General features: G+C 73.9%; 8 protein-coding genes. 7 read left to right on the plus strand and 1 reads right to left on the minus strand.

Features of this window, described 5'->3' with window-relative positions; genetic code table 11:
- Positions 1-6: 6 nt before the first annotated feature.
- The 6 genes from RM844_RS18855 (at position 7) to fabG (ending at position 16362) form a co-directional block, all read left to right on the plus strand.
- Complete coding sequence (locus tag RM844_RS18855; RefSeq protein ID WP_311668441.1) at positions 7-8334, plus strand: SDR family NAD(P)-dependent oxidoreductase; 8328 nt, start codon at positions 7-9, stop codon at positions 8332-8334.
- The gene (locus RM844_RS18860; protein WP_311668442.1) at positions 8327-13261 is read left to right on the plus strand and encodes a polyketide synthase; all 4935 of its coding nucleotides are present in this window, start codon (positions 8327-8329) and stop codon (positions 13259-13261) included. Before RM844_RS18855 ends, RM844_RS18860 begins: the two co-directional genes overlap by 8 nt.
- Before the next feature lie 32 nt (positions 13262-13293).
- Positions 13294-14559: a hydroxymethylglutaryl-CoA synthase family protein gene (locus tag RM844_RS18865; protein WP_311668443.1), complete on the plus strand. Its 1266-nt coding sequence runs from the start codon at positions 13294-13296 to the stop codon at positions 14557-14559.
- Entirely contained in the window at positions 14556-15311 is a 756-nt protein-coding gene (locus tag RM844_RS18870) for a polyketide synthase (RefSeq protein ID WP_311668444.1), read from the plus strand. The genes RM844_RS18865 and RM844_RS18870 overlap by 4 nt, the downstream gene beginning before the upstream one ends.
- A gap of 62 nt (positions 15312-15373) precedes the next feature.
- Positions 15374-15619: an acyl carrier protein gene (locus RM844_RS18875; protein ID WP_311668445.1), complete on the plus strand. Its 246-nt coding sequence runs from the start codon at positions 15374-15376 to the stop codon at positions 15617-15619.
- A complete protein-coding gene (gene fabG / locus RM844_RS18880; RefSeq protein ID WP_311668446.1) occupies positions 15616-16362 on the plus strand; it encodes a 3-oxoacyl-ACP reductase FabG in 747 nt (248 codons plus the stop codon). The genes RM844_RS18875 and fabG overlap by 4 nt, the downstream gene beginning before the upstream one ends.
- 72 nt (positions 16363-16434) lie before the next feature.
- Here fabG and RM844_RS18885 read toward each other — a convergent pair whose 3' ends face one another.
- On the minus strand, positions 16435-16860 hold the full coding sequence (locus RM844_RS18885; RefSeq protein WP_311668447.1) for an ATP-binding protein: 426 nt from the start codon (positions 16858-16860) through the stop codon (positions 16435-16437).
- A gap of 428 nt (positions 16861-17288) precedes the next feature.
- Here RM844_RS18885 and RM844_RS18890 point away from each other — a divergent pair, with 428 nt between their 5' ends.
- A complete protein-coding gene (locus RM844_RS18890; RefSeq protein ID WP_394814547.1) occupies positions 17289-19775 on the plus strand; it encodes a Tex family protein in 2487 nt (828 codons plus the stop codon).
- Positions 19776-19794 lie beyond the last annotated feature (19 nt).

A 19794-nucleotide genomic window follows, 5' to 3' on the forward strand; every position in this document is an offset into this window, starting at 1 on the left:
GAGGATATGAGCGAGCACGTCCGGTACTGGACCCCCGAGTGGCAGCCCGCCCGCGAGCCGGACGGCGCGGCGCCCGCCGCGCCCTCCGGCGGCGGCCGCGTCCTGCTGCTGGCCACCGACGAGGCCGTCGAGCGGGCGGTCCGCGCGGCGTTGGCCGCCCGCGAGCCCGGCACCACGCTCGACGTGGTGCGGTCCGCCGACCGGCTGCCGGCGGCGCTGCGGGACGGCGGCCCGCCCGACCGCCTGCTGCTGTGGCGAGCGGCCGGCGCCGACGAGTCGGCCGGCGGGGGAGTGGCGGCGGCCGAGGCCGCCGAGCGGGAGTACTTCCTGCTGCACGACCTGACCCGCGAACTGCTGGCTAGCCGGCCGGCGCACGAGATCCGGCTGCTGCACGTCGCGGAGGCCGGCCCGGCCGGGCCGCGCCCCGAGCACGCGGCGGTCGCTGCGTTCGCCGGCGTCGTCCAACTGGAGAAGCCCACCTTCCACTTCCGGTCCGTGCTGCTGAGCCCGCGGCCCGTCGAGGAGGCCGTGGCGACCGCGCTGGCCGAGTTCGACCGGCGCGACCCGGCGGTGGCGGTCCGGCACGACGGCGCCCAGCGCGCCGTGCGCGGCCTGCGCGCGCTGCCCGCGCCGGCGCCCGGCGCGGGCCCGGCCGTGCGCGCCGGCGGTACCTACCTGATCACCGGCGGGCTGGGCGACCTCGGCCTGGTCTTCGCCCGCGAGCTGGCCCGCCGCGCCGCGGTGCGGCTGGTGCTCACCGGCCGGCGCCCGCTGGGCGCCCCGGGGCGGGCGGCCGTCGACGAACTCACCGCCGCCGGCGCCCAGGTGCGCTACCTGGCCGCCGACGTGGCCACGCCCGACGGCGTCGCCACCCTGCTCCGCGAGACCAGGTCGGCGTTCGGACCGCTGACCGGCGTGCTGCACTCCGCCGGGGTGCTGCGCGACTCGTTCCTGCTGAAGAAGACCCACGAGGAGGCGGCGGCCGTGCTCGCCGCCAAGGTGCGCGGCGCCCGGCTGCTGGACGAGGCGCTGGCCGGCGAACCGCTGGACTTCTTCGCGCTGTTCTCCTCGCTGGCCGGCACGATCGGCAACCTGGGCCAGGCCGACTACGGCTTCGCCAACGCCTACCTGGACGCCTTCGCGCGGGAGCGCGACGAGCTGCGCCGGCGCGGCCTGCGGGCCGGCCGGAGCCTGGCGGTCGGCTGGCCGCTGTGGGGGGAGAGCGCCGCGCGCGAGGCCGCCGAGGGCTCGGCCGACCGGGCCAGGACCGAGCTGGGCCTGCACCCGCTGACCGGCGCCGAGGGGGTGGCCGCGTTCTTCGACGCGCTGGCCTGCGAGGTGCCCCAGGTGCTCGTCGTCAAGGGCGAGGAGCGCACCTGGCGGCTGCTGGGCGGCGCGCCCGAGCCGGCCGCCGCCCCGGCCGGCGCCGGGCAGCCGGCGGACGGCTCGGCGGACGGCGCGGTGGACCCGATCCTGCGCACCAGGACCAGGGAGTACCTGGTCCGGCTGGTGTCCCGGTTCACCAAGCTGCCGACCCACGAGATCCGCACCGACGCCTCGTTCGGCCGGTACGGCGTCGAGTCGATCATGATCATCGGGATGACCCAGGACCTGGAGAACGAACTCGGGCCGCTGGCCAAGACGTTGTTCTTCGAGTACGACAGCGTGGACGAGCTGGCCGAGCACCTGGTGACGGCCAAGGGCGTCCAGCTGCGGGCCGTGCTCGGCCTCGAAGCGCCGGCGCCGAGCCCCGCCGCCGAGCCCGCCGCCGAAGCCCCCGCGGCCGCCGCCCCCGAGGCGGCGGCCGGCCAGCCGGCCAGGACCGCCGGCTCCGGCAAGTGGGCGCTGCTGCAGGCCCGCAGCCGGGCCGCCACCCCGGGCGGCGCGCCCGCCGCCGCCGCGCCCGCCGCGCCCGCCGCCCCGGCCCCGGCCGTGGACCGGCCGGCCGCGCCCGCCGCCGACGAGCGCGACATCGCCGTCATCGGCCTCGCCGGCCGCTACCCGCACGCCGCGAACCCGGACGCCTTCTGGGAGAACCTGCGGCAGGGCGTGGACAGCGTCACCGAGGTCCCGGCCCGCCGCTGGGACCCGGCGCCCTTCTTCGACCCGGAGAAGGGCCGCCCCGGCACCTCCTACAGCCGGTGGGGCGGCTTCCTCGACGGCATCGAGCACTTCGACCCGCTCTTCTTCGGCATCTCCCCGGCCGAGGCCGAGTTCCTCGACCCGCAGGAACGACTCTTCCTGGAGACCTCCTGGCAGGCCGTCGAGGACGCCGGCTACGCCCCCCAGACGCTGGCCGGCCGCAAGGTCGGCGTCTTCGCCGGCGTCATGTTCGGCCTCTACCAGCTGCTCGCCACCGAGAAGCACGGCGGCTGGCTGAACGGCAACTCCTCCTACGCCTCGGTCGCCAACCGGGTGTCGTACTTCTTCGACTTCCACGGGCCGAGCATGACCGTCGACACCATGTGCTCGTCGTCCCTGGTCGCCGTGCACCAGGCGGTCGCCGCGATCCGCTCCGGCGCCTGCGAACTGGCGCTGGCCGGCGGGGTGAACGTGATGTCGCACCCGGCCAAGTACGTGCAGCTGAGCCAGGGCGGCTTCCTCTCCACCGACGGCCGCTGCCGCGCCTTCGGCGAGGGCGGCGACGGCTACGTCCCCGGCGAGGGCGTCGGCGCCCTCCTGCTCAAGCCGCTCGCCAGGGCGCTGGCCGACGGCGACCACATCCACGCCGTGATCAAGGGCTCCGCCGTCAACGCCGGCGGCCGGACCAGCGGTTACTCGGTGCCCAACCCGGCGGCCCAGGCCGAGGTGATCGGCGACGCGCTGGCCGACGCCCGGGTCGAGGCCCGCGACGTCTCCTACGTGGAGGCGCACGGCACCGGCACCGCGCTGGGCGACCCGATCGAGATCACCGGGCTGACCCGGGCCTACCGGCGCACCACCGGGGACAGCGGGTTCTGCGCCATCGGCTCGGTGAAGTCCAACATCGGCCACCTGGAGTCGGCCGCCGGCATCGCCGCCCTCACCAAGGTCATCCTCCAGCTTCGGCACCGCCAGCTGGCGCCCTCGCTGCACACCGCGACCCTCAACCCGCTGATCGACTTCACCGGCACCCCGTTCGTCGTGCAGCGGCAACTCGCCGACTGGGCCGCCCCGGTGGCGCCCGACGGGCGCGAGCTGCCGCGCCGCGCGGCGGTCAGCGCCTTCGGCGCCGGCGGCACCAACGCGCACCTCGTGCTGGAGGAGGCGCCGCCGCCCACCCCGTCGGCGGCGCCGCCGGCCGAGCGGCTGATCGTGCTCTCCGCCCGCGACGCGGCCGGCCTGACCGGCGTGGTGCGGCGCCTGCTGGACCGCATCGACCCGGCCCCCGCGCCCGCGCCCGCCCCGGCGGACGCCGCCGAGCCGCTGACCGAGGAGCGGGTGCGGACCGAGACCAGGGCCGCCGTCGCCGCCGCCCTGGGGCTGCGCCCCAGCGACGTGGACGACGACGAGAGCTACCCCGACCAGGGGCTTGGCGCCTTCGAACTGGCCACCTGCCACGAGCGGTTGCGGGACCGGCTGGGCCTGGCCTTCCCGGTGGAGGCGCTCTACGAGCGGCCCACCGTCGAGGAGACCACCGCCTACCTGCTCGCCCTCGGCACCCCGGGCGGCGCCCCCGCGCCCGCCGTCGAAGCCCCGGCCGCCGCCCCCGAGGTCTCCCTCGCCGACCTGGCGTACACCCTGCAGACCGGCCGGGAGGCGATGGCCGAACGGCTCGCGGTCCGCGCCGCCAGCCTGGACGAGCTGCGCCAGCGGCTCCGCGCCCACCTGGCGGGCGACCGCACGGCGGCCGGCGTGTGGCACGGCTCGGCCGAGGACCACGACCGGCGGGTGCACTCCCTGCTGCGGCACGACGTGACCCAGCGCTACACCCGCGAACTGCTCGCCGAGGGCCGGCTGGACGAGGCCGCCGAGATGTGGGTGATGGGCGCCGAGGTGGACTGGCCGGCGGCCTGGGAGCACACCGGCTCGCGCCGACTGCCGCTGCCCACCTACCCGTTCGCCCGCGAGACGCACTGGATCGTGCCGGTCGGCCCCGACGACCCGCTGGTGCCGGCCTGGGCGCTGCCCGCCCCGCTGGCCGGCCAGGCCACCCCGGCGGCGGCCCCGGCGGCGCCCGCGATCCCGGCCGCCCCGCCGGCGGCGCCGGCCGTCGAGGACCCGCGGGACGTGCGCGAGCTGGTGCTGGCCGACCTGAAGCAGTCGTTCTCCGAAGTGCTCCAGATACCCGTCGACCGGCTGCGGCCCCGTACCTCGTTCGAGGACTACGGGATGGACTCGATCCGGATCACCCAGCTCAACCGGGTGCTGGAGCGCCGCTACGGCACGCTGCCGACCTCGCTGCTCTTCACCTACAAGGACCTGGAGTCGCTCACCGACCACCTGGCCAGCACCCGCGGCGAGCAGCTGCGCGCCGACCTGGCCGCGCCGGTCGCCCCCGCCGCGTCCGTGCCCGCCCCCGGGCCGGTGGTCGCCCCGCGCGGCGGTTCGGACGTCGGCGACGTCGGCGACATCGCCATCATCGGCCTGAGCGGCCGCTACCCGCGGGCGGCCAGCCTGACCCAGTTCGCCGCCAACCTGGCCGACGGCCTGGACAGCATCAGCGAGATCCCAGCCGACCGCTGGGACCACCGCGAGTTCCCGGACCTGGCCTGCAAGTGGGGCGGCTTCCTGGACGACGCGTTCGCCTTCGACCCGGCCTTCTTCAACCTCTCGCCGGGCGCCGCCGCCTACATGGACCCGCAGGAGCGGCTCTTCCTCCAGGCGGTCTGGCACGCGCTGGAGGACGCCGGCTACCGGCCGGAGGCGCTCGCCGACCCGAACGCCGGCGACCGGCGCGCCAACGTCGCCGTCTACGCCGGCGTCACCTTCAACGAGTACGGGCTGCACGGGGCGGCCGAGCTGGCCGCCGGCAAGGACGTGCCGATCGACTCCCAGCTGTACTCGGTCGCCAACCGGGTCTCCTACCTGCTGAACCTGCGCGGCCCGAGCCTGGTGGTCGACACCGCCTGCTCGTCCTCGCTCTACGCCATCCACCTGGCCTGCGAGGCACTGCGGCACGGCGAGGCGGAGACCGCCATCGCCGGCGGCGTCAACCTGAGCCTGCACCCCAGCAAGTACCTGACGCTGGGCATGTTCAACTTCCTGGCGCCCGACGGGCACTGCAAGAGCTTCGGGGAGGGCGGCAACGGCTACGTCCCCGGCGAGGGCGTGGGCGCGCTGTTCCTGAAGCCGCTGCGGCAGGCCGAGGCGGACGGCGACCACATCCACGGCGTCATCAAGGGCACCGCCGTCAACCACGGCGGCAAGACCAACGGCTACACCGTTCCCAACCCGGTCGCCCAGGCCGAGGTGGTCAGGGCCGCGCTGGCCAGGGCCGGGGTGGCGCCGGGCGACATCAGCTACGTGGAGGCGCACGGCACCGGCACCTCGCTCGGCGACACCATCGAGGTCGAGGCGCTCAGCGCCGCGTTCGACGGCTTCCCGGACGACGGGCGGCACGTCGCGATCGGCTCGGTGAAGTCCAACATCGGCCACCTGGAGGCCGCCGCCGGCGTCTCCCAGGTCACCAAGGTGCTGCTCCAGATGCGGGAGGGCCGCCTCTTCCCGAGCCGGCTCAACTCCGAGCGGCTCAACCCGGAGATCGACTTCGAGCGCACCCCGTTCCGGGTCCAGCTGGTCAACGAGCCCTGGCGGCCCGCGGCCGGCCAGCCCCGGCGGGCCGGCGTCAGCTCCTTCGGCGTCGGCGGCGTCAACGCCCACCTGGTGCTGGAGGAGTACGTCGCGCCCGAGCGGCCCGCCACCGAGCAGGCCGGCCCCTGGCTGGTGCCGCTGTCCGCCCGGGACCCGCAGGCGCTGGGCCGGGTCGCCGCCACCCTGCTCTCCTACCTGGAGGGCGAGGCGGCCGCCGCCCCGCCGGCCCTGGCCGACCTGGCGTTCACCCTCCAGACCGGCCGCCGGGCGCTGCGCGCCAGGACCGCCTTCCTCGTCGCCGACCACGCCGAACTCCTGGCCCGGCTACGGGCGTTCGTCGCCGACGGCGGCACGACCGGCCCGCTGGACGAGGCCGGCGAGCGCTTCGTGGCCGGCGACGACGTCGACTTCGACGCGCGCTGGGCCGGCCTCGGCGCACGCCGGGTGCCGCTGCCCGGCTACCCGTTCGAGCGGGACACCTACTGGCTGTACGAGTCCCCGCTGCGGGCCGTCGCCGCCGCGCCGGCCGCGGCCGAGGCCGGCGGCGGCCCGGCCGGCCCCGCCACCGCGGCGGCCGAACCCGACGGGGTGGACCGGGAGTTCCTGGACCAGCTGGCCGACGCCTTCCACAAGGACCGGCCGGCCCTGGTGACCGGCTACCTCCAGCGCCGGATCGCGGTGCTGCTCGGCTTCGCCGAGGGCAAACTGCCGGAGACCGACCGGGGCTTCTTCGAGCTCGGCATGGACTCCATCACCTCGACCCAGACCCACAGCCTGCTGGAACGCCTCCTCGGGCTCGAACTCGACCTCCAGCTGTTCTTCAACTACCCGTCGATCGACGAGGTCGCCGCCTACGTCCTGGACCTGCTGGACCGGCCGGCGGACGCGGCCGGGCCGGCCGCCGACGCCGACGTCCCCACCGGCGCGGAGGCCCCGGTCTGGCTCTTCACCCGCGGCTGGTCACCCGCCGACCAGGACGCCGACCAGGCCGTCGCCGGCGGCACCGTGCTGCTGCTGGACACCGGCGACCGGCTGCGCGCCGCGCTGACCGCCCAGCCGGCCGACCGCCGGCCGGCCCGGGTAGTGCTGGTGCGCCCCGGCGAGCGGGGCCTGCGGGCGGCGGGCACCGACGAGTTCACCCTCGACCCGACCCACCGCGAGGACTACGAGGCGCTGCTCGCCACCCTGGCCGAGCGGGACGTCACCGTCGACCGGATCATCCACCACTGGTCGGCGACCGAGTCCGACCCGGCGCCCGAGCGGATCGAACACGCCCTGCGCCAGGGCGTCTACGCGCTGACCGCGCTCAGCCAGGCCGTGCTGGCCCGGCTGGCCGGGCAGCGGGTCCGGCTGCTGTCCGTGGCCCGGCACCCCGACGGCGCCGCGGCACCGGAGAACCGCGGCCTCGGCGGCTTCGTGCGGGCGGCCCGGATGGAGAGCCCGTCGTTCGTCTACAAGACGGTCGAGTTCACCGACGCCGAGGTCGACGAGGCCGGCCTGGCCGAGGCGCTGCTCGCCGAGTTCGAGCGGCCCGAGCAGGACGTGGAGCTGGCCTACGCCGGCGGCCGGCGGCTGACCCGCTCCTTCGCGCCGGTCCCGGCCGGCGAGATCGAGACCGCCGCGCCCCGGTTCCGGGACGGCGGCGTCTACCTGGTGACGGGCGGCCCCGGCGGCCTGGCCGGGCTGTTCGCCCGCTACCTGTGCCGGGAGCACCGCGCCACGGTGGTGCTGGTCGGCCGGCGGGAGGCGACCGAGGAACGGCTGGCCGAGCTGGCCGAGTTGAGCGTCGGCGGGGCCGAGGCGGTCTACCTGCGTGCCGACATCGGCGACCGGAAGGCCGTCACCGACCTGGTCGCCGAGGTGCGGGCCCGCTACGGCCGGATCACCGGCGTGCTCCACTCGGCCGGCGCGCTGCGCGACAGCGCCATCCAGCACAAGCGCCCCGAGGAGATGGCCGAGGTCTTCCAGGCCAAGGTGTTCGGCACCCGCCACCTGGACGAGGCGCTGCGCGACGAGCCGCTGGAGTGCTTCGTGCTCTTCTCCTCGCTCGCCGCGGTGCTGGGCAACTTCGGGCAGAGCGACTACTGCTACGCCAACGGCTACCTGGACGCCTTCGCCGAGTACCGCGAGCGGCTGCGGGAGCGCGGCGAGCGCTTTGGCCACACCCTCTCCGTCAACTGGTCGTTCTGGCGCAGCGGCGGCATGGAGACCAGCGAGGCGGTGCTGCGCTGGATGCGGGAGCGGCTGGGCACCGTCGTGCTGGAGGGCCCGGAGGGCTGGTCGGCGCTGCGCGCCGCCGCCGGCCTGGACCACCCGCACGTCGTCAGCATCAAGGGCGACATCGAGAAGATCACCAGCCTGCTGGCCGTCCCCGAGGACGCGGTCGCCGGCACCCTCCCGATCGGGCCGGAGACCGAGTTCGGCCGGGCCGCCGAGGTCACCGAGGCCGCCGTGGCCACCGAGGCCGGGGCCGAGGCGCTGGTCGAGGGCGTCGAAGAGGTGCCGTCCGACATCGACGCCATGGGCGAGGACGAGCTCGTCGCCCTGCTGCGGAAGGAAATCGAGCTGAGCGAGAACGAGGGACTGATGTCTCATGAGTGAGCGCCCCAAGAGCAGCACCACCGCGGTGCTGAAGCAGTCGGTCCTGACCATCCAGAACCTGCGCCGCCAGCTGGAGAGCGAGCGGACCGCGTCCCGTGAACCGGTCGCCGTCGTCGGCCTGGCCTGCCGCTTCCCCGGCGGCTGCGACACCCCCGAGCGGTTCTGGGAGTTCCTGACCGAGGGCGGCATCGGGGTCCGTGAGGTGCCCGAGGACCGCTGGTCGGTCGAGGAGACCTACGACCCCTCGCGCAGCCAGCCCGGCACCATGTACGTGCGGCAGAGCAACTTCCTGGACCGCGACGTGGCGTCCTTCGACGCCCGGTTCTTCAAGATCTCGCCGCTGGAGGCGAACGCCATGGACCCCCAGCAGCGGCAGCTGCTGGAGGTCTGCTGGGAGGCGCTGGAGAACGCCGGGCAGCACCCGGAGGAGCTGCGCGGCAGCACCACCGGCGTCTTCCTCGGCATATCGAGCAACTCCGAGTACGCCCAGCTGGTCCGGGACTCCGCCGACGTCAACGAGTACATCGGCACCGGCACCACCTCCTCCATCGCCTCCGGGCGGGTCTCCTACGCCTTCGGCTGGAACGGGCCGGCGCTGTCCGTGGACACCGCCTGCTCGTCCTCGCTGGTCGGCCCGCAGCTCGCGGTGGACGCGCTGCGCCGCGGCGACTGCGACATGGCGTTGGCCGGCGGCGTCAACATGATGCTGGCGCCGGGCGTGATGGCCTCGCTCTGCGCGATGAACGCGCTGGCCCCGGACGGCCGTTCCAAGCCCTTCGACGCCACCGCCGACGGCTACGGCCGCGGCGAGGGCGTCGGCATGGTGGTGCTGAAGCGGCTCGCCGACGCGCGCCGCGACGGTGACACCGTCTACGCCGTGATCCGCGGCGGCGCCGTCAACAACGACGGCGAGAGCAGCGGCCTGACCATGCCCAACGGCCGCGCCCAGCGGGCCGTGCTGGCCCGGGCGCTGGCCAACGCCGGGGTCGCCGCCGAGCAGGTCGACTACCTGGAGACGCACGGCACCGGCACGCTGCTCGGCGACCCGATCGAGATCGACGCGATCCACCAGGTGTACGGCCACCCCTCGCGGCGGCTGACGCTGGGCGCGCTGAAGGCCAACATCGGCCACCTGGAGGCCGGCGCCGGCATCGCCAGCCTGATCAAGACGGTGCTCTGCCTGCACCACGGGCAGATCCCGCCGATCGCCGGGCTCGGCGAACTCAACCCGCGGATCGCGCCGGTCAGCGACTCGTTCGTGTTCCCGCGCAGCACCCAGTCCTGGCCCGCGCTGCCGGACCGGCCGCGGCACGCCGCGGTCAGCTCGTTCGGGTTCAGCGGCACCAACGCGCACCTGGTGCTCGCCGAGGCGCCGGCCGCCGCGCCCGAGCCGGCCGCCGGGCCGGCCCGGCCGGCGCTGACCGCCTCGCTGCTGACGCTGACCGCCACCGACGAGGAGAAGCTGGTCCGGCAGATCCGCCGCTTCGACGAGCACCTGGCCCGGCACCCGGAGGTGCCGGTCGAGGACCTCTGCTTCACGGCCAACGCCTGCCGCACCGCCTTCGCGCACCGCGCGGTCTTCCTCGGCGGCAGCGCGGCCGAACTCCGCGACGGCTTCCGGGCGGTGATGGACGCCCACGAGAAGGAGGGCAGCCTCTACTCGGACACCTCCGTCATCCTGGGCAGCAGCCACGGCCGGGACCGCTGGAACGCCAGGCGGACCCTGTACACCACGCACGCCGGCGGCCGGGCCTACGCGGCGCTGACCGACGAGAAGATCCAGCCCAAGCTGGCCTTCCTGTTCCCCGGCGCGGCGGGCGACGACGCGGCCGGCACCTTCGCCACCGCCCGCGCGCTGGCCCGGCTCTTCCCGGTCTTCCAGGACGCGCTGACCGAGTGCCTGGCGCACTTCGACGGCGCGCCGCACGGCCCGCAGGCCGCCGCGTTCGCCGCCGATGGCGGCACCCCGGCGACCCCGCAGGCCGCCGAGAACTGGCTGTTCGCCGCCGAGTACGCGCTCAGCCGGCTGCTGGCCGCCTACCGGGTGGCGCCGGAGATCACCTTCGGCGAGCGCACCGGCTCGCTGGTCGCCGCCGTGGTCTCCGGGGTGCTCGACCTGGCCGACGCGGCCCGGCACCAGCTGGCCCGGCAGGCGGTGGCCGCCACCGGCGAGCCGGTCGCCTTCGCCCGGGTGCTGCTGGCCGGCGAGGTGTTCGACGGCGTGCTGCGCGACTGGTCGGGCCACGTCCACCAGTCCGCCGTCTACGGGCCGGCGGAGCGGGTCATCTCCGGCGCGCCGGACGCGCTGGAGCTGGTCACCGAGGCACTGGCGGAGGCCGGCGCCGAGATCGTGCCCGAGCCGGCCGGTGGCTGGCCGTCCGCCGCCTACCAGGGCCGGGAGGCCGCCTGGCGGGCGGCGGTCGAGGGCGCCGACTACCGCGAGCCGGGCAGCCGCTACCAGTCGCCGCACTCCCTGCGGGCCGAGCACCGGCCGGCCGCGCTGCGCGCCGACTTCCAGGACAACGCGCTGACCGCGCCCATCCGCTACGACGCCGGCCTGGCCGAACTGTACGAGCAGGGCTACCGGTTCTTCGTCGAGCTGGGCGCGCCGCGCGCCGCCGAGGTGCTGGAGCGGGACGACGTCGTGGTGCTCCGCCCGGCCGCCGACGCCGACGCGCTGGAGGGCCTGCTGCGGGTGCTGGCCCGGCTGCTGTGCCTGGGCTCCGCGCTGGACTGGCGCACCCACTACGCGGCCCAGGGCCGGCGCAAGGTGATGCTGCCGAACTTCCCGTTCGAGCCCACCCGGCACTGGCTGGCGCACTCGGCCGAGGAGCCGGACGCCGACGGGCTGACCGCCCGGCTGCGCCGCGAGGGCCTGCATCGCGAGGAGCTGAACCTGCCGATCCGGCAGAAGCAGTACCGGTACACCTTCGCGCACCGCAACTTCCCCGAGCTGGTGGACAACTCAGGCGTGGTGCACGTCGGTTACTACCTGGAGATGCTGCGGGGCGTGCTGGTCGAGCGGCACGGCGACCGCCCCAGCCGGGTGCGCGGCATGCGGTTCGCCACTCCCATCATGGTCTTCGCCGAGGAGACCAAGGAGGTGCTGCTGGTCCTCGACCCCAGCGAGGACACGCCCGGCGCGTTCGACTTCCAGTTCCACAGCAAGGCCGTCGACGCCGACCACTGGAGCCTCAACGTCTCCGGCACCGTGGAGCCGGCCGACGGCACCGGCGGCGGCGGTCCCGGCCGGCTGGACGTGGCCGGCGCCCGGGAGGGCGGCCGGCACGTGCCGCGAGAGGAGTTCTACGAGCCGCTGGAGGCGGACCGCGGCTTCTACTTCGGCCCGGCCGTCCGGTTCGTCGACGACGCCTGGTGGCGGGCCGAGCACGAGGTGCTCGTCGGCTTCGCCGAGGCGGAGGGCGAGACCGGCCGCCGCTCCTACGCCCTCGGCTTCCACCCGGGCGTCCTCGACAGCTGCGCGCAGACCTGCAACTACGTCGTCGTCGAGCACACCCCCAAGGGCCAGAAGTACATGGTCGCCGAGCTGGACGACGTGCTGCTGCGGCCCCGGTCCGGCAGCGGGCGGCTGTTCGCCAGCGTGGCCATGCCCGGCTACGACGCCGAGCGCGGCGAGATCACCGGCCGCATCCGGCTGGTCGAGGAGAGCGGCGCCACCGTCGTCTCGGTCGGCCACATCAGGCTCAAGGAGTTCGACGAGCGGAAGCTCGGCGAGCTGAAGGCCATGATGGACGCCGCCACGCTGGAGAAGGACGCCGAGGACCGGGACTTCCTCCAGCGCTACGGCCAGGCCAACGCCGAACGCAAGCGGGAGCTGCTGCTGGAGTACCTCAGCCGGCTGCTGGCCCACGTGCTGGAGCTGGAGCCGGACGAGATCGGCCCGGACCAGGAGATGGGCGACTTCGGCCTGGACTCGATGACCGGCCTGCGGTTCTTCAACCGCACCGGCACGCTGCTCGGCCTGGACATCTCGTTCGCCGACCTGGTGCAGTCCGACACCCTGCGCGGCCTGGCCGACCACCTGACCGACCTGCTCCCCGGCGGCACCGGCACCCAGCGCGAGGCGCAGACCAAGCCCTACGACGGCGACCTGACCCCGGGCCACTGGATCTACCGCCACGACCCGGCGCCCAAGCCGGCCGCCAGGGTCCGTCTGTTCTGCTTCCCCAACGGCTACCGCAACGCGGACCTGTTCGACGAGTGGCAGGACATCCTCGGCCCGGAGATCGACGTCTGCGCGGTGATGCTGCCCGGCATGGACACCAACCGGCTCGACGAGCTGCCGCCGACCGACCTCGACGCCTTCATGGAGACCATGGAGCGGGTCATCGACCCGGCGCTGCTCGACCTGCCGTGCGCCACCTTCGGGCACAGCTGGGGCGCGCTCTTCTCGTTCCGCCTGGCGCACCGGCTCAACCACAACGCGAACGCCCGGCTGGTGCGGACCTTCGTCTCCGGCTTCGCCGCGCCCAGCGTCCCCAACCCGAGCATCCAGGACATCCTCGACGAGGTCGTCAAGCACGGCATGACCCGCATCCCGACCTACGAGGAGATCCGGCACGACCCGGAGGCCGTGGACATGGTCGTCCGCGCCTACGGGGACGCCTGGAGCTACGGCGAGGTGGAGACCCGGGCGACGCTGCCGCAACTGCTGGCCGCGTGCAGCCTGATCGACCGCTACACCTACGATCCCGAGGAGACGTTCTCCGCGCCCGTCACCGCCTTCCACGGCGTGGACGACTGGGTGGCCTCGGCGGAGACCAAGCTGTGGGAGGGGCTGACCACCGGCCCCTTCGCCCTGCACACCATGGCAGGTGACCACCAGTTCATCGACGCGAACCAGTCCCAGCGCCGACTGCTGGCCCTGATCCGCGAGGAACTGCTGGACGGGGTGGACCCGTCATGACCGGCGGGAACGCGAACCTGAGGAGAAACGCAATGGAACGGCCCATCGCCGGCATCGAGGCGATCAACTTCTACGGCGGCTCGGCCTATCTCGACGTGCAGACGTTGGCCGAGTACCGCGGGCTGGACAACGAGCGGTTCGAGAACCTGCTCATGCGGGAGAAGTCCTACGCCCTGCCCTACGAGGACGCGGTCTCCTTCGCCGTCAACGCCGCCAAGCCGCTGGTCGACGCCCTCTCGCAGGACGAGCGGGACCGGATCGACCTGCTGGTCACCTGCACCGAGTCCGGCATCGACTTCGGCAAGTCGCTCAGCACCTACGCGCACGACCTGCTCGGACTGCGCCGCGACTGCCGGCTGTTCGAGATCAAGAACGCCTGCTACTCGGGCACCGCCGGCTTCCAGACCGCGGTCAACTTCGTGCTCTCCCAGGTCGCGCCGGGCGCCAAGGCCCTGGTCATCACCACCGACCTGGCCCGGTTCGGCACCGGCGACGTCACCGAGGACGACCAGGCCGACTGGTCGTTCGCCGAACCGAGCGCCGGCGCCGGCGCGATGGCGATCCTGGTCAGCGACACCCCGCACATCTTCGCCGTGGACGCCGGCGCCAACGGCTACCACGGCTACGAGGTGATGGACACCTGCCGGCCGATGCCGGACAGCGAGGCCGGCGACGCCGACCTGTCGCTGATGTCCTACCTGGACTGCTGCGAGGGCGCGTTCAAGGACTACGCCAAGAAGGTGGACGGCGTCGACTACGCCTCGACCTTCGACTACCTGTCCTTCCACACCCCGTTCGGCGGCATGGTCAAGGGCGCCCACCGGTCCATGATGCGCCGCGTCGTCAAGGCGAGGGGCCCGGCCATCGAGGCGGACTTCCAACGCCGGGTGCTGCCCGGGCTCTCCTACTGCCAGCGGGTCGGCAACATCTTCGGCGGCACCGTCTTCCTCAACATCCTCGGCACCATCGCGCACGCCGACCTCGATGACCCGCGCCGACTGGGCGTCTTCTCCTACGGCTCCGGCTGCTGCTCCGAGTTCTACAGCGGCGTCGCCACCGCCGACAGCCAGCGCCGAGTGCGCGCCATCGACGTGGACGCCCGGCTGGACGACCGCTACCAGCTGAGCATGGAGCAGTACCTGCGGCTGATGAAGGAGAACGACACCGTCGCTTTCGGCACCCGCAACGTGGAGCTGGACCACGAGATCATCCCCGAGGTGATCGAGTCCATCCGCGGCAAGGGCGTGCTGCTGCTGAAGCGGATCAACGAGTTCCACCGGGAGTACGAGTGGGTGTGAGCCAGGTCGTCACCGTCACCGAGCCGCTCCCCGGCGTCGCCCAGATCGTGATGGCCGACCGGGAGCACAAGAACACCTTCACCGACGCGCTGCTGGCCGGCCTCGGCGAGGCGTTCACCCGGGTCGCGGCCGACGAGCGGTACAAGGCCGTGGTGTTGACCGGCTACGGCACCTACTTCTGCTCCGGCGGCACCAGGGACGCGCTGCTCGGCATCCAGGAGGGCACCTTCACCTTCCAGCCGGAGGGCGTGCCCAGCGCCTACTCGCTGGCCCTGGACTGCCCGATCCCGGTGATCTCCGCCATGCAGGGGCACGCCATCGGTGGCGGCCTGTCCATGGGCCTCTTCGCCGACTTCGTGATCTTCTCCCGGGAGAGCGTCTACACGGCGAACTTCATGAAGTTCGGCTTCACCCCCGGCTTCGGGTCCACCCGGATCTTCCCCGCCAAGCTGGGGCTGGCCCTGGCCCAGGAGTTCCTGCTCACCGGCCGCACCTTCCGGGGAACCGAACTGGCCGAACGGGGCGTCCCGTTCCCGGTACGGCCTCGCGACGAGGTGCTGCCGGCCGCGCTCGAACTGGCCGGCAACCTCGCCGAGAAGCCGCGTCGGTCCCTCGTGGTCCTCAAGGACCACCTGGTGCGGGAGCTGCGCGAGCAACTCCCCGCGGTGATCGAGCAGGAGCTGGCGATGCACGCACAGACCCTGCACCAGCCCGAGGTCAGGGACCTCGTCCTGAACCGTTACGGCACTTGAGCCGGCGACGGCGAAGGACAGCGAGAACACGAGTCACGAGAAGCGGAACAGAGAGAAACGTCATGACCCAGGAAGAAATCTTCACCATCCTGACTTCGGTTTTCGCCGAGATCATCCCGGACGTGGACACCAGCGGGATCACCCTGGAGGACAGTCTGCGGGACCTCGGGGCCAACTCGATCGACCGGGCCGACATCATCACCGACACCATGGAGCAGGCCGGGGTCTCGCTGCCGATGGTGAGCTTCGCCGACGCCAAGAGCATCGGCGACATCGTCCGGATCATCGCCGCCGGGAGCGCCTCGTGACCACCGGTCCGCTGGCCGGGCGGGTCGCCATCGTCACCGGCGGCTCGCGGGGCCTGGGCCGCGCGATGTCCATCCGGCTGGCCCGGGACGGCGCCACCGTCGCCGTCGTCTACGCCAACGACGAGGGCAGCGCCAAGGACACCCAGCGGGAGATCGAGGCGCTCGGCGGCACCGCCGCCGTCTACCGCTGCGACGTGGCCGACGCCGACCAGGTCACCGCCACCGTCAAGGCGGTCACCGGCGACCTGGGCCCGGTCAACGTGCTGGTCAACAACGCCGGCATCATCCGGGACGGGCTGGCGGCCTCCATCCGCGGCGAGGACTTCGACGCGGTGATCAACACCAATCTCAAGGGCGCCTTCCACTTCATCAAGAGCTGCTACTTCGGCTTCATCCGGCAGCGCAGCGGCTCGATCATCAACATCTCCTCGGTGGCCGGCGTCTTCGGCAGCGCCGGGCAGGCCAACTACGCCTCGGCCAAGGCCGGGCTGATCGGCCTGACCAAGACCATCGCCAAGGAGGTCGCGGAGCGCAACGTGCGCTGCAACGCGGTCGCGCCCGGGCTGATATCCACCGACATGACGCAGGACATGGCGGACGACCCCAAGCGCCTCGACCCGGTCCCGATGCGCCGCTTCGGCAACCCGGACGAGGTCGCGGGACTGGTCGCCTTCCTGGCCGGGGACGAGAGTTCCTACATCACCGGCCAGGTCATCTGCGTCGACGGCGGCATGGCCATGTGACCCCGGCCGCGCGCCCACCCACCCGCCCCCTCAGGGGGCCGCCCCACGGGGGGCGTGGGCGCGCGGTCCGGGTCAGCCGAGGGGGTCGGCGCTGACCCGGATCCAGACGGACTTGCCGTCCTCGGTGGTCTCGAAGCCCAGGTCGTCCGTCATCTCCCGCAGCAGCCACAGGCCCCGGCCCGCCTCCGCCGTCCAGTCCGGCAGGGTGATGGTCGGCAGCACCGGCGAGCGGTCGTGCACCGCGACCCGCACCGCGCCGTCCACCACGGCCAGCTCCAACCGGCAGCGCGGGTCCTGGACATGACGGGCCACGTTGGAGAGCAGCTCGGTGACCCCGTGCAGGACCACCTCGATCACCCGCGGCGGCTGACCCCACTCCCGCATCGCCGTCGACGCCAGCCGTCGGAAGCGCGCCAGGTCCTCCCGACGGGCCGTCAACAGCCAGTTGTGGCAGCGCGGTCGGGCGCCGGTCGCGTCGCTGGTGGTACTGGTAAGCATCGGTGAACCCTCCGGTTGCCGCACGGGAGTCAGGGGCATGACTGCGCTGCGTTATGTCTCGCACCCTGCCCTCACGTGTGGCAGTCCGCAAAGAATTCAGCTGCACGTGTGCCGTTCATATCACTCACGGATGTAGCCGAAGTGACGAACCCTCAGTTTGCCGGGCTGGGTTTGCGTTTGTGATCGACATCGGGAGAACCGGTGGTGGGCGAGGGCGCGTTCCTTCGCACCCAGCCCGATCCCGGGTTGGTACCGGGCCGGTCCCGCGCGCCGTGTCCGGCCGAGCGTAGCGCCGTGCGGCGCGCGGCTCCAGAGGCCACGCGGTTCCGGTCGCGTTCGGCGCGGTGCGGCCGGTCCCCGCGCGGCCGGCCCGCCGGCCGGCGCGGCGGGCGCGCCTCTCCGGGTGACTGTCAGTCCCGCCTGCCACAATGCTCAGCGCGGCGCAGGGCGCGCCGGGAAAGCGGAGCGAGATCGTGAACGAGCCCGTCGCAGGCCGGTCCATCGAGGGCCGGATCGCCGAGGAGCTGGGCGTCCGGGAGGGGCAGGTGAGCGCGGCGGTCGAGCTGCTGGACGGCGGTTCGACGGTGCCGTTCATCGCCCGTTACCGCAAGGAGGCCACCGGCGCGCTGGACGACACCCAGCTGCGCACCCTGGAGGAACGGCTGCGTTACCTCCGGGAGTTGACCGAGCGGCGGGCGGCGATCCTGGAGTCGATCAGCGCCCAGGGCAAGCTGGACGACGCGCTGGCCGCCCGGATCCAGGCCGCCGACACCAAGGCCCGGCTGGAGGACATCTACCTCCCGTACAAGCCCAAGCGCCGCACCAAGGCCCAGATCGCCCGCGAGGCGGGCCTGGAGCCGCTGGCCGACGGCCTGCTGACCGACCCGACGGTGGAGCCGGCCGCGGCCGCCGCCGCGTTCGTGGACGCCGAGCGCGGCGTGGCGGACGCCGACGCGGCGCTGGCCGGCGCCCGCGCCATCCTGACCGAGCGGTTCGGTGAGGACGCCGACCTGCTGGGCGAGCTGCGCGAGCGGATGTGGCGGGGCGGCCGGCTGGTCGCCCGGGTGCGGGAGGGCAAGGAGACGGCCGGCGCCAAGTTCGCCGACTACTTCGACTTCGCCGAGCCGTTCACCGAGTTGCCGTCGCACCGGGTGCTGGCCATGTTCCGGGGCGAGAAGGAGGACGTCCTGGAGCTGACCCTGGAGCCCGAGCCGGGGGAGGGCGAGGCCGGCTCGCCGGCCGCCGGCCCGTCCGCCTTCGAGCGGGCCATCGCACACCGCTTCGGCGTCGCCGACCGCGGCCGGCCGGCCGACGCCTGGCTCGCCGAGACCGTCCGCTGGGCCTGGCGCACCCGCATCCTGGTGCACCTGGGCATCGACCTGCGGTCCCGGCTGCGCACCCAGGCGGAGGACGAGGCGGTGGCGGTCTTCGCGGCCAACCTGCGGGACCTGTTGCTGGCCGCCCCCGCCGGCACCCGGGCCACGATGGGCCTGGACCCGGGCCTGCGCACCGGAGTCAAGGTCGCCGTGGTCGACGCCACGGGCAAGGTCGCGGCCACCGAGACGATCTACCCGCACGCCCCCAGGCGCCGCTGGGCCGAGGCGCTGGACACCCTGGCGGCGCTGGTCCAGGCGCACGGGGTCGAGCTGATCGCGATCGGCAACGGCACCGCCTCCCGGGAGACGGACAAGCTGGCCGGCGAGCTGGTCGCTCGGCTCGGCGACGCCAAGCTGACCACGATGGTGGTCTCCGAGGCCGGCGCCTCGGTGTACTCCGCCTCCGCCTACGCCGCGCGGGAGCTGCCCGACCTGGACGTCTCGCTGCGCGGCGCGGTCTCCATCGCCCGCCGCCTCCAGGACCCGCTCGCCGAGCTGGTCAAGATCGACCCCAGGTCGATCGGGGTCGGCCAGTACCAGCACGACCTCTCCGAGGTGAAGCTCTCCCGCTCGCTGGACGCCGTCGTCGAGGACTGCGTCAACGGCGTGGGCGTGGACGTCAACACGGCGTCCGTGCCGCTGCTCGCCCGGGTGTCCGGCATCGGCACCACCCTCGCGGAGAACATCGTGGCCCACCGCGACGGCAACGGCCCGTTCGCCGGCCGCGCGGCGCTGCGCCAGGTGCCCAGGCTGGGCCCCAAGGCCTTCGAGCAGTGCGCCGGCTTCCTGCGCATCCGGGACGGCGCGGACCCGCTGGACGCCTCCGCGGTCCACCCGGAGGCGTACCCGGTGGTGCGCCGCATGGTGAAGGCCACCGGCGGCGAGGTGGCCTCGCTGCTGGGCAACGGCAAGGCGCTGCGCGCGCTGCGCCCGGCCGACTTCGTGGACGACACCTTCGGCCTGCCGACGGTCACCGACATCATCGGCGAGCTGGAGAAGCCGGGCCGGGACCCGCGCCCGGCGTTCCGCACCGCCCGGTTCAAGGAGGGCGTGGAGACCCTCGGCGACCTCACGCCGGGGATGGTGCTGGAGGGCGTGGTCTCGAACGTGGCCGCCTTCGGCGCCTTCGTGGACGTCGGGGTGCACCAGGACGGTCTGGTGCACGTCTCGGCGATGTCCAGGAAGTACGTCTCCGACCCCCGCGAGGTGGTCAAGCCGGGGGACATCGTCACGGTCAAGGTGCTGGACGTGGACGTCCCCCGAAAGCGCATCTCGTTGACGCTGCGGTTGGACGACGAGCCCGGCGGCGGCGAGCGGGGCGGGGACCGTGGGGGTGAGCGGTCCGGCGAGCGCGGTGGCGACCGCGGCGCCCCGCGGCAGCGCGACCGCCGGGGCGGCGCGCCGCGCGGTGGCGGCCAGCGCCGCGGTGGCGGCGGTGGCGGCGGGCAGCGGCCGGGGGCCACGCCGCCGGCGAACAGCGCGATGGCGGACGCGCTGCGGCGCGCCGGCCTGGTCCGCCCCGAGCGCCGGGGTCGCTGACAAGGGCCAATCCGCCGCG

Source organism: Streptomyces chisholmiae, assembly GCF_031845445.1.
Classification (GTDB): Bacteria; Actinomycetota; Actinomycetes; order Streptomycetales; family Streptomycetaceae; genus Streptomyces; species Streptomyces chisholmiae.

Coding starts and splice junctions, on each gene's coding strand:
- RM844_RS18865 (WP_311668443.1), top strand. CDS start 13,294: ATGGAACGGCCCATCGCCGGCATCGAGGCGATCAACTTCTACGGCGGC.
- RM844_RS18860 (WP_311668442.1), top strand. CDS start 8,327: ATGAGTGAGCGCCCCAAGAGCAGCACCACCGCGGTGCTGAAGCAGTCG.
- RM844_RS18890 (WP_394814547.1), top strand. CDS start 17,289: ATGCTCAGCGCGGCGCAGGGCGCGCCGGGAAAGCGGAGCGAGATCGTG.
- RM844_RS18885 (WP_311668447.1), bottom strand. CDS start 16,860: ATGCTTACCAGTACCACCAGCGACGCGACCGGCGCCCGACCGCGCTGC.
- RM844_RS18855 (WP_311668441.1), top strand. CDS start 7: ATGAGCGAGCACGTCCGGTACTGGACCCCCGAGTGGCAGCCCGCCCGC.
- RM844_RS18875 (WP_311668445.1), top strand. CDS start 15,374: ATGACCCAGGAAGAAATCTTCACCATCCTGACTTCGGTTTTCGCCGAG.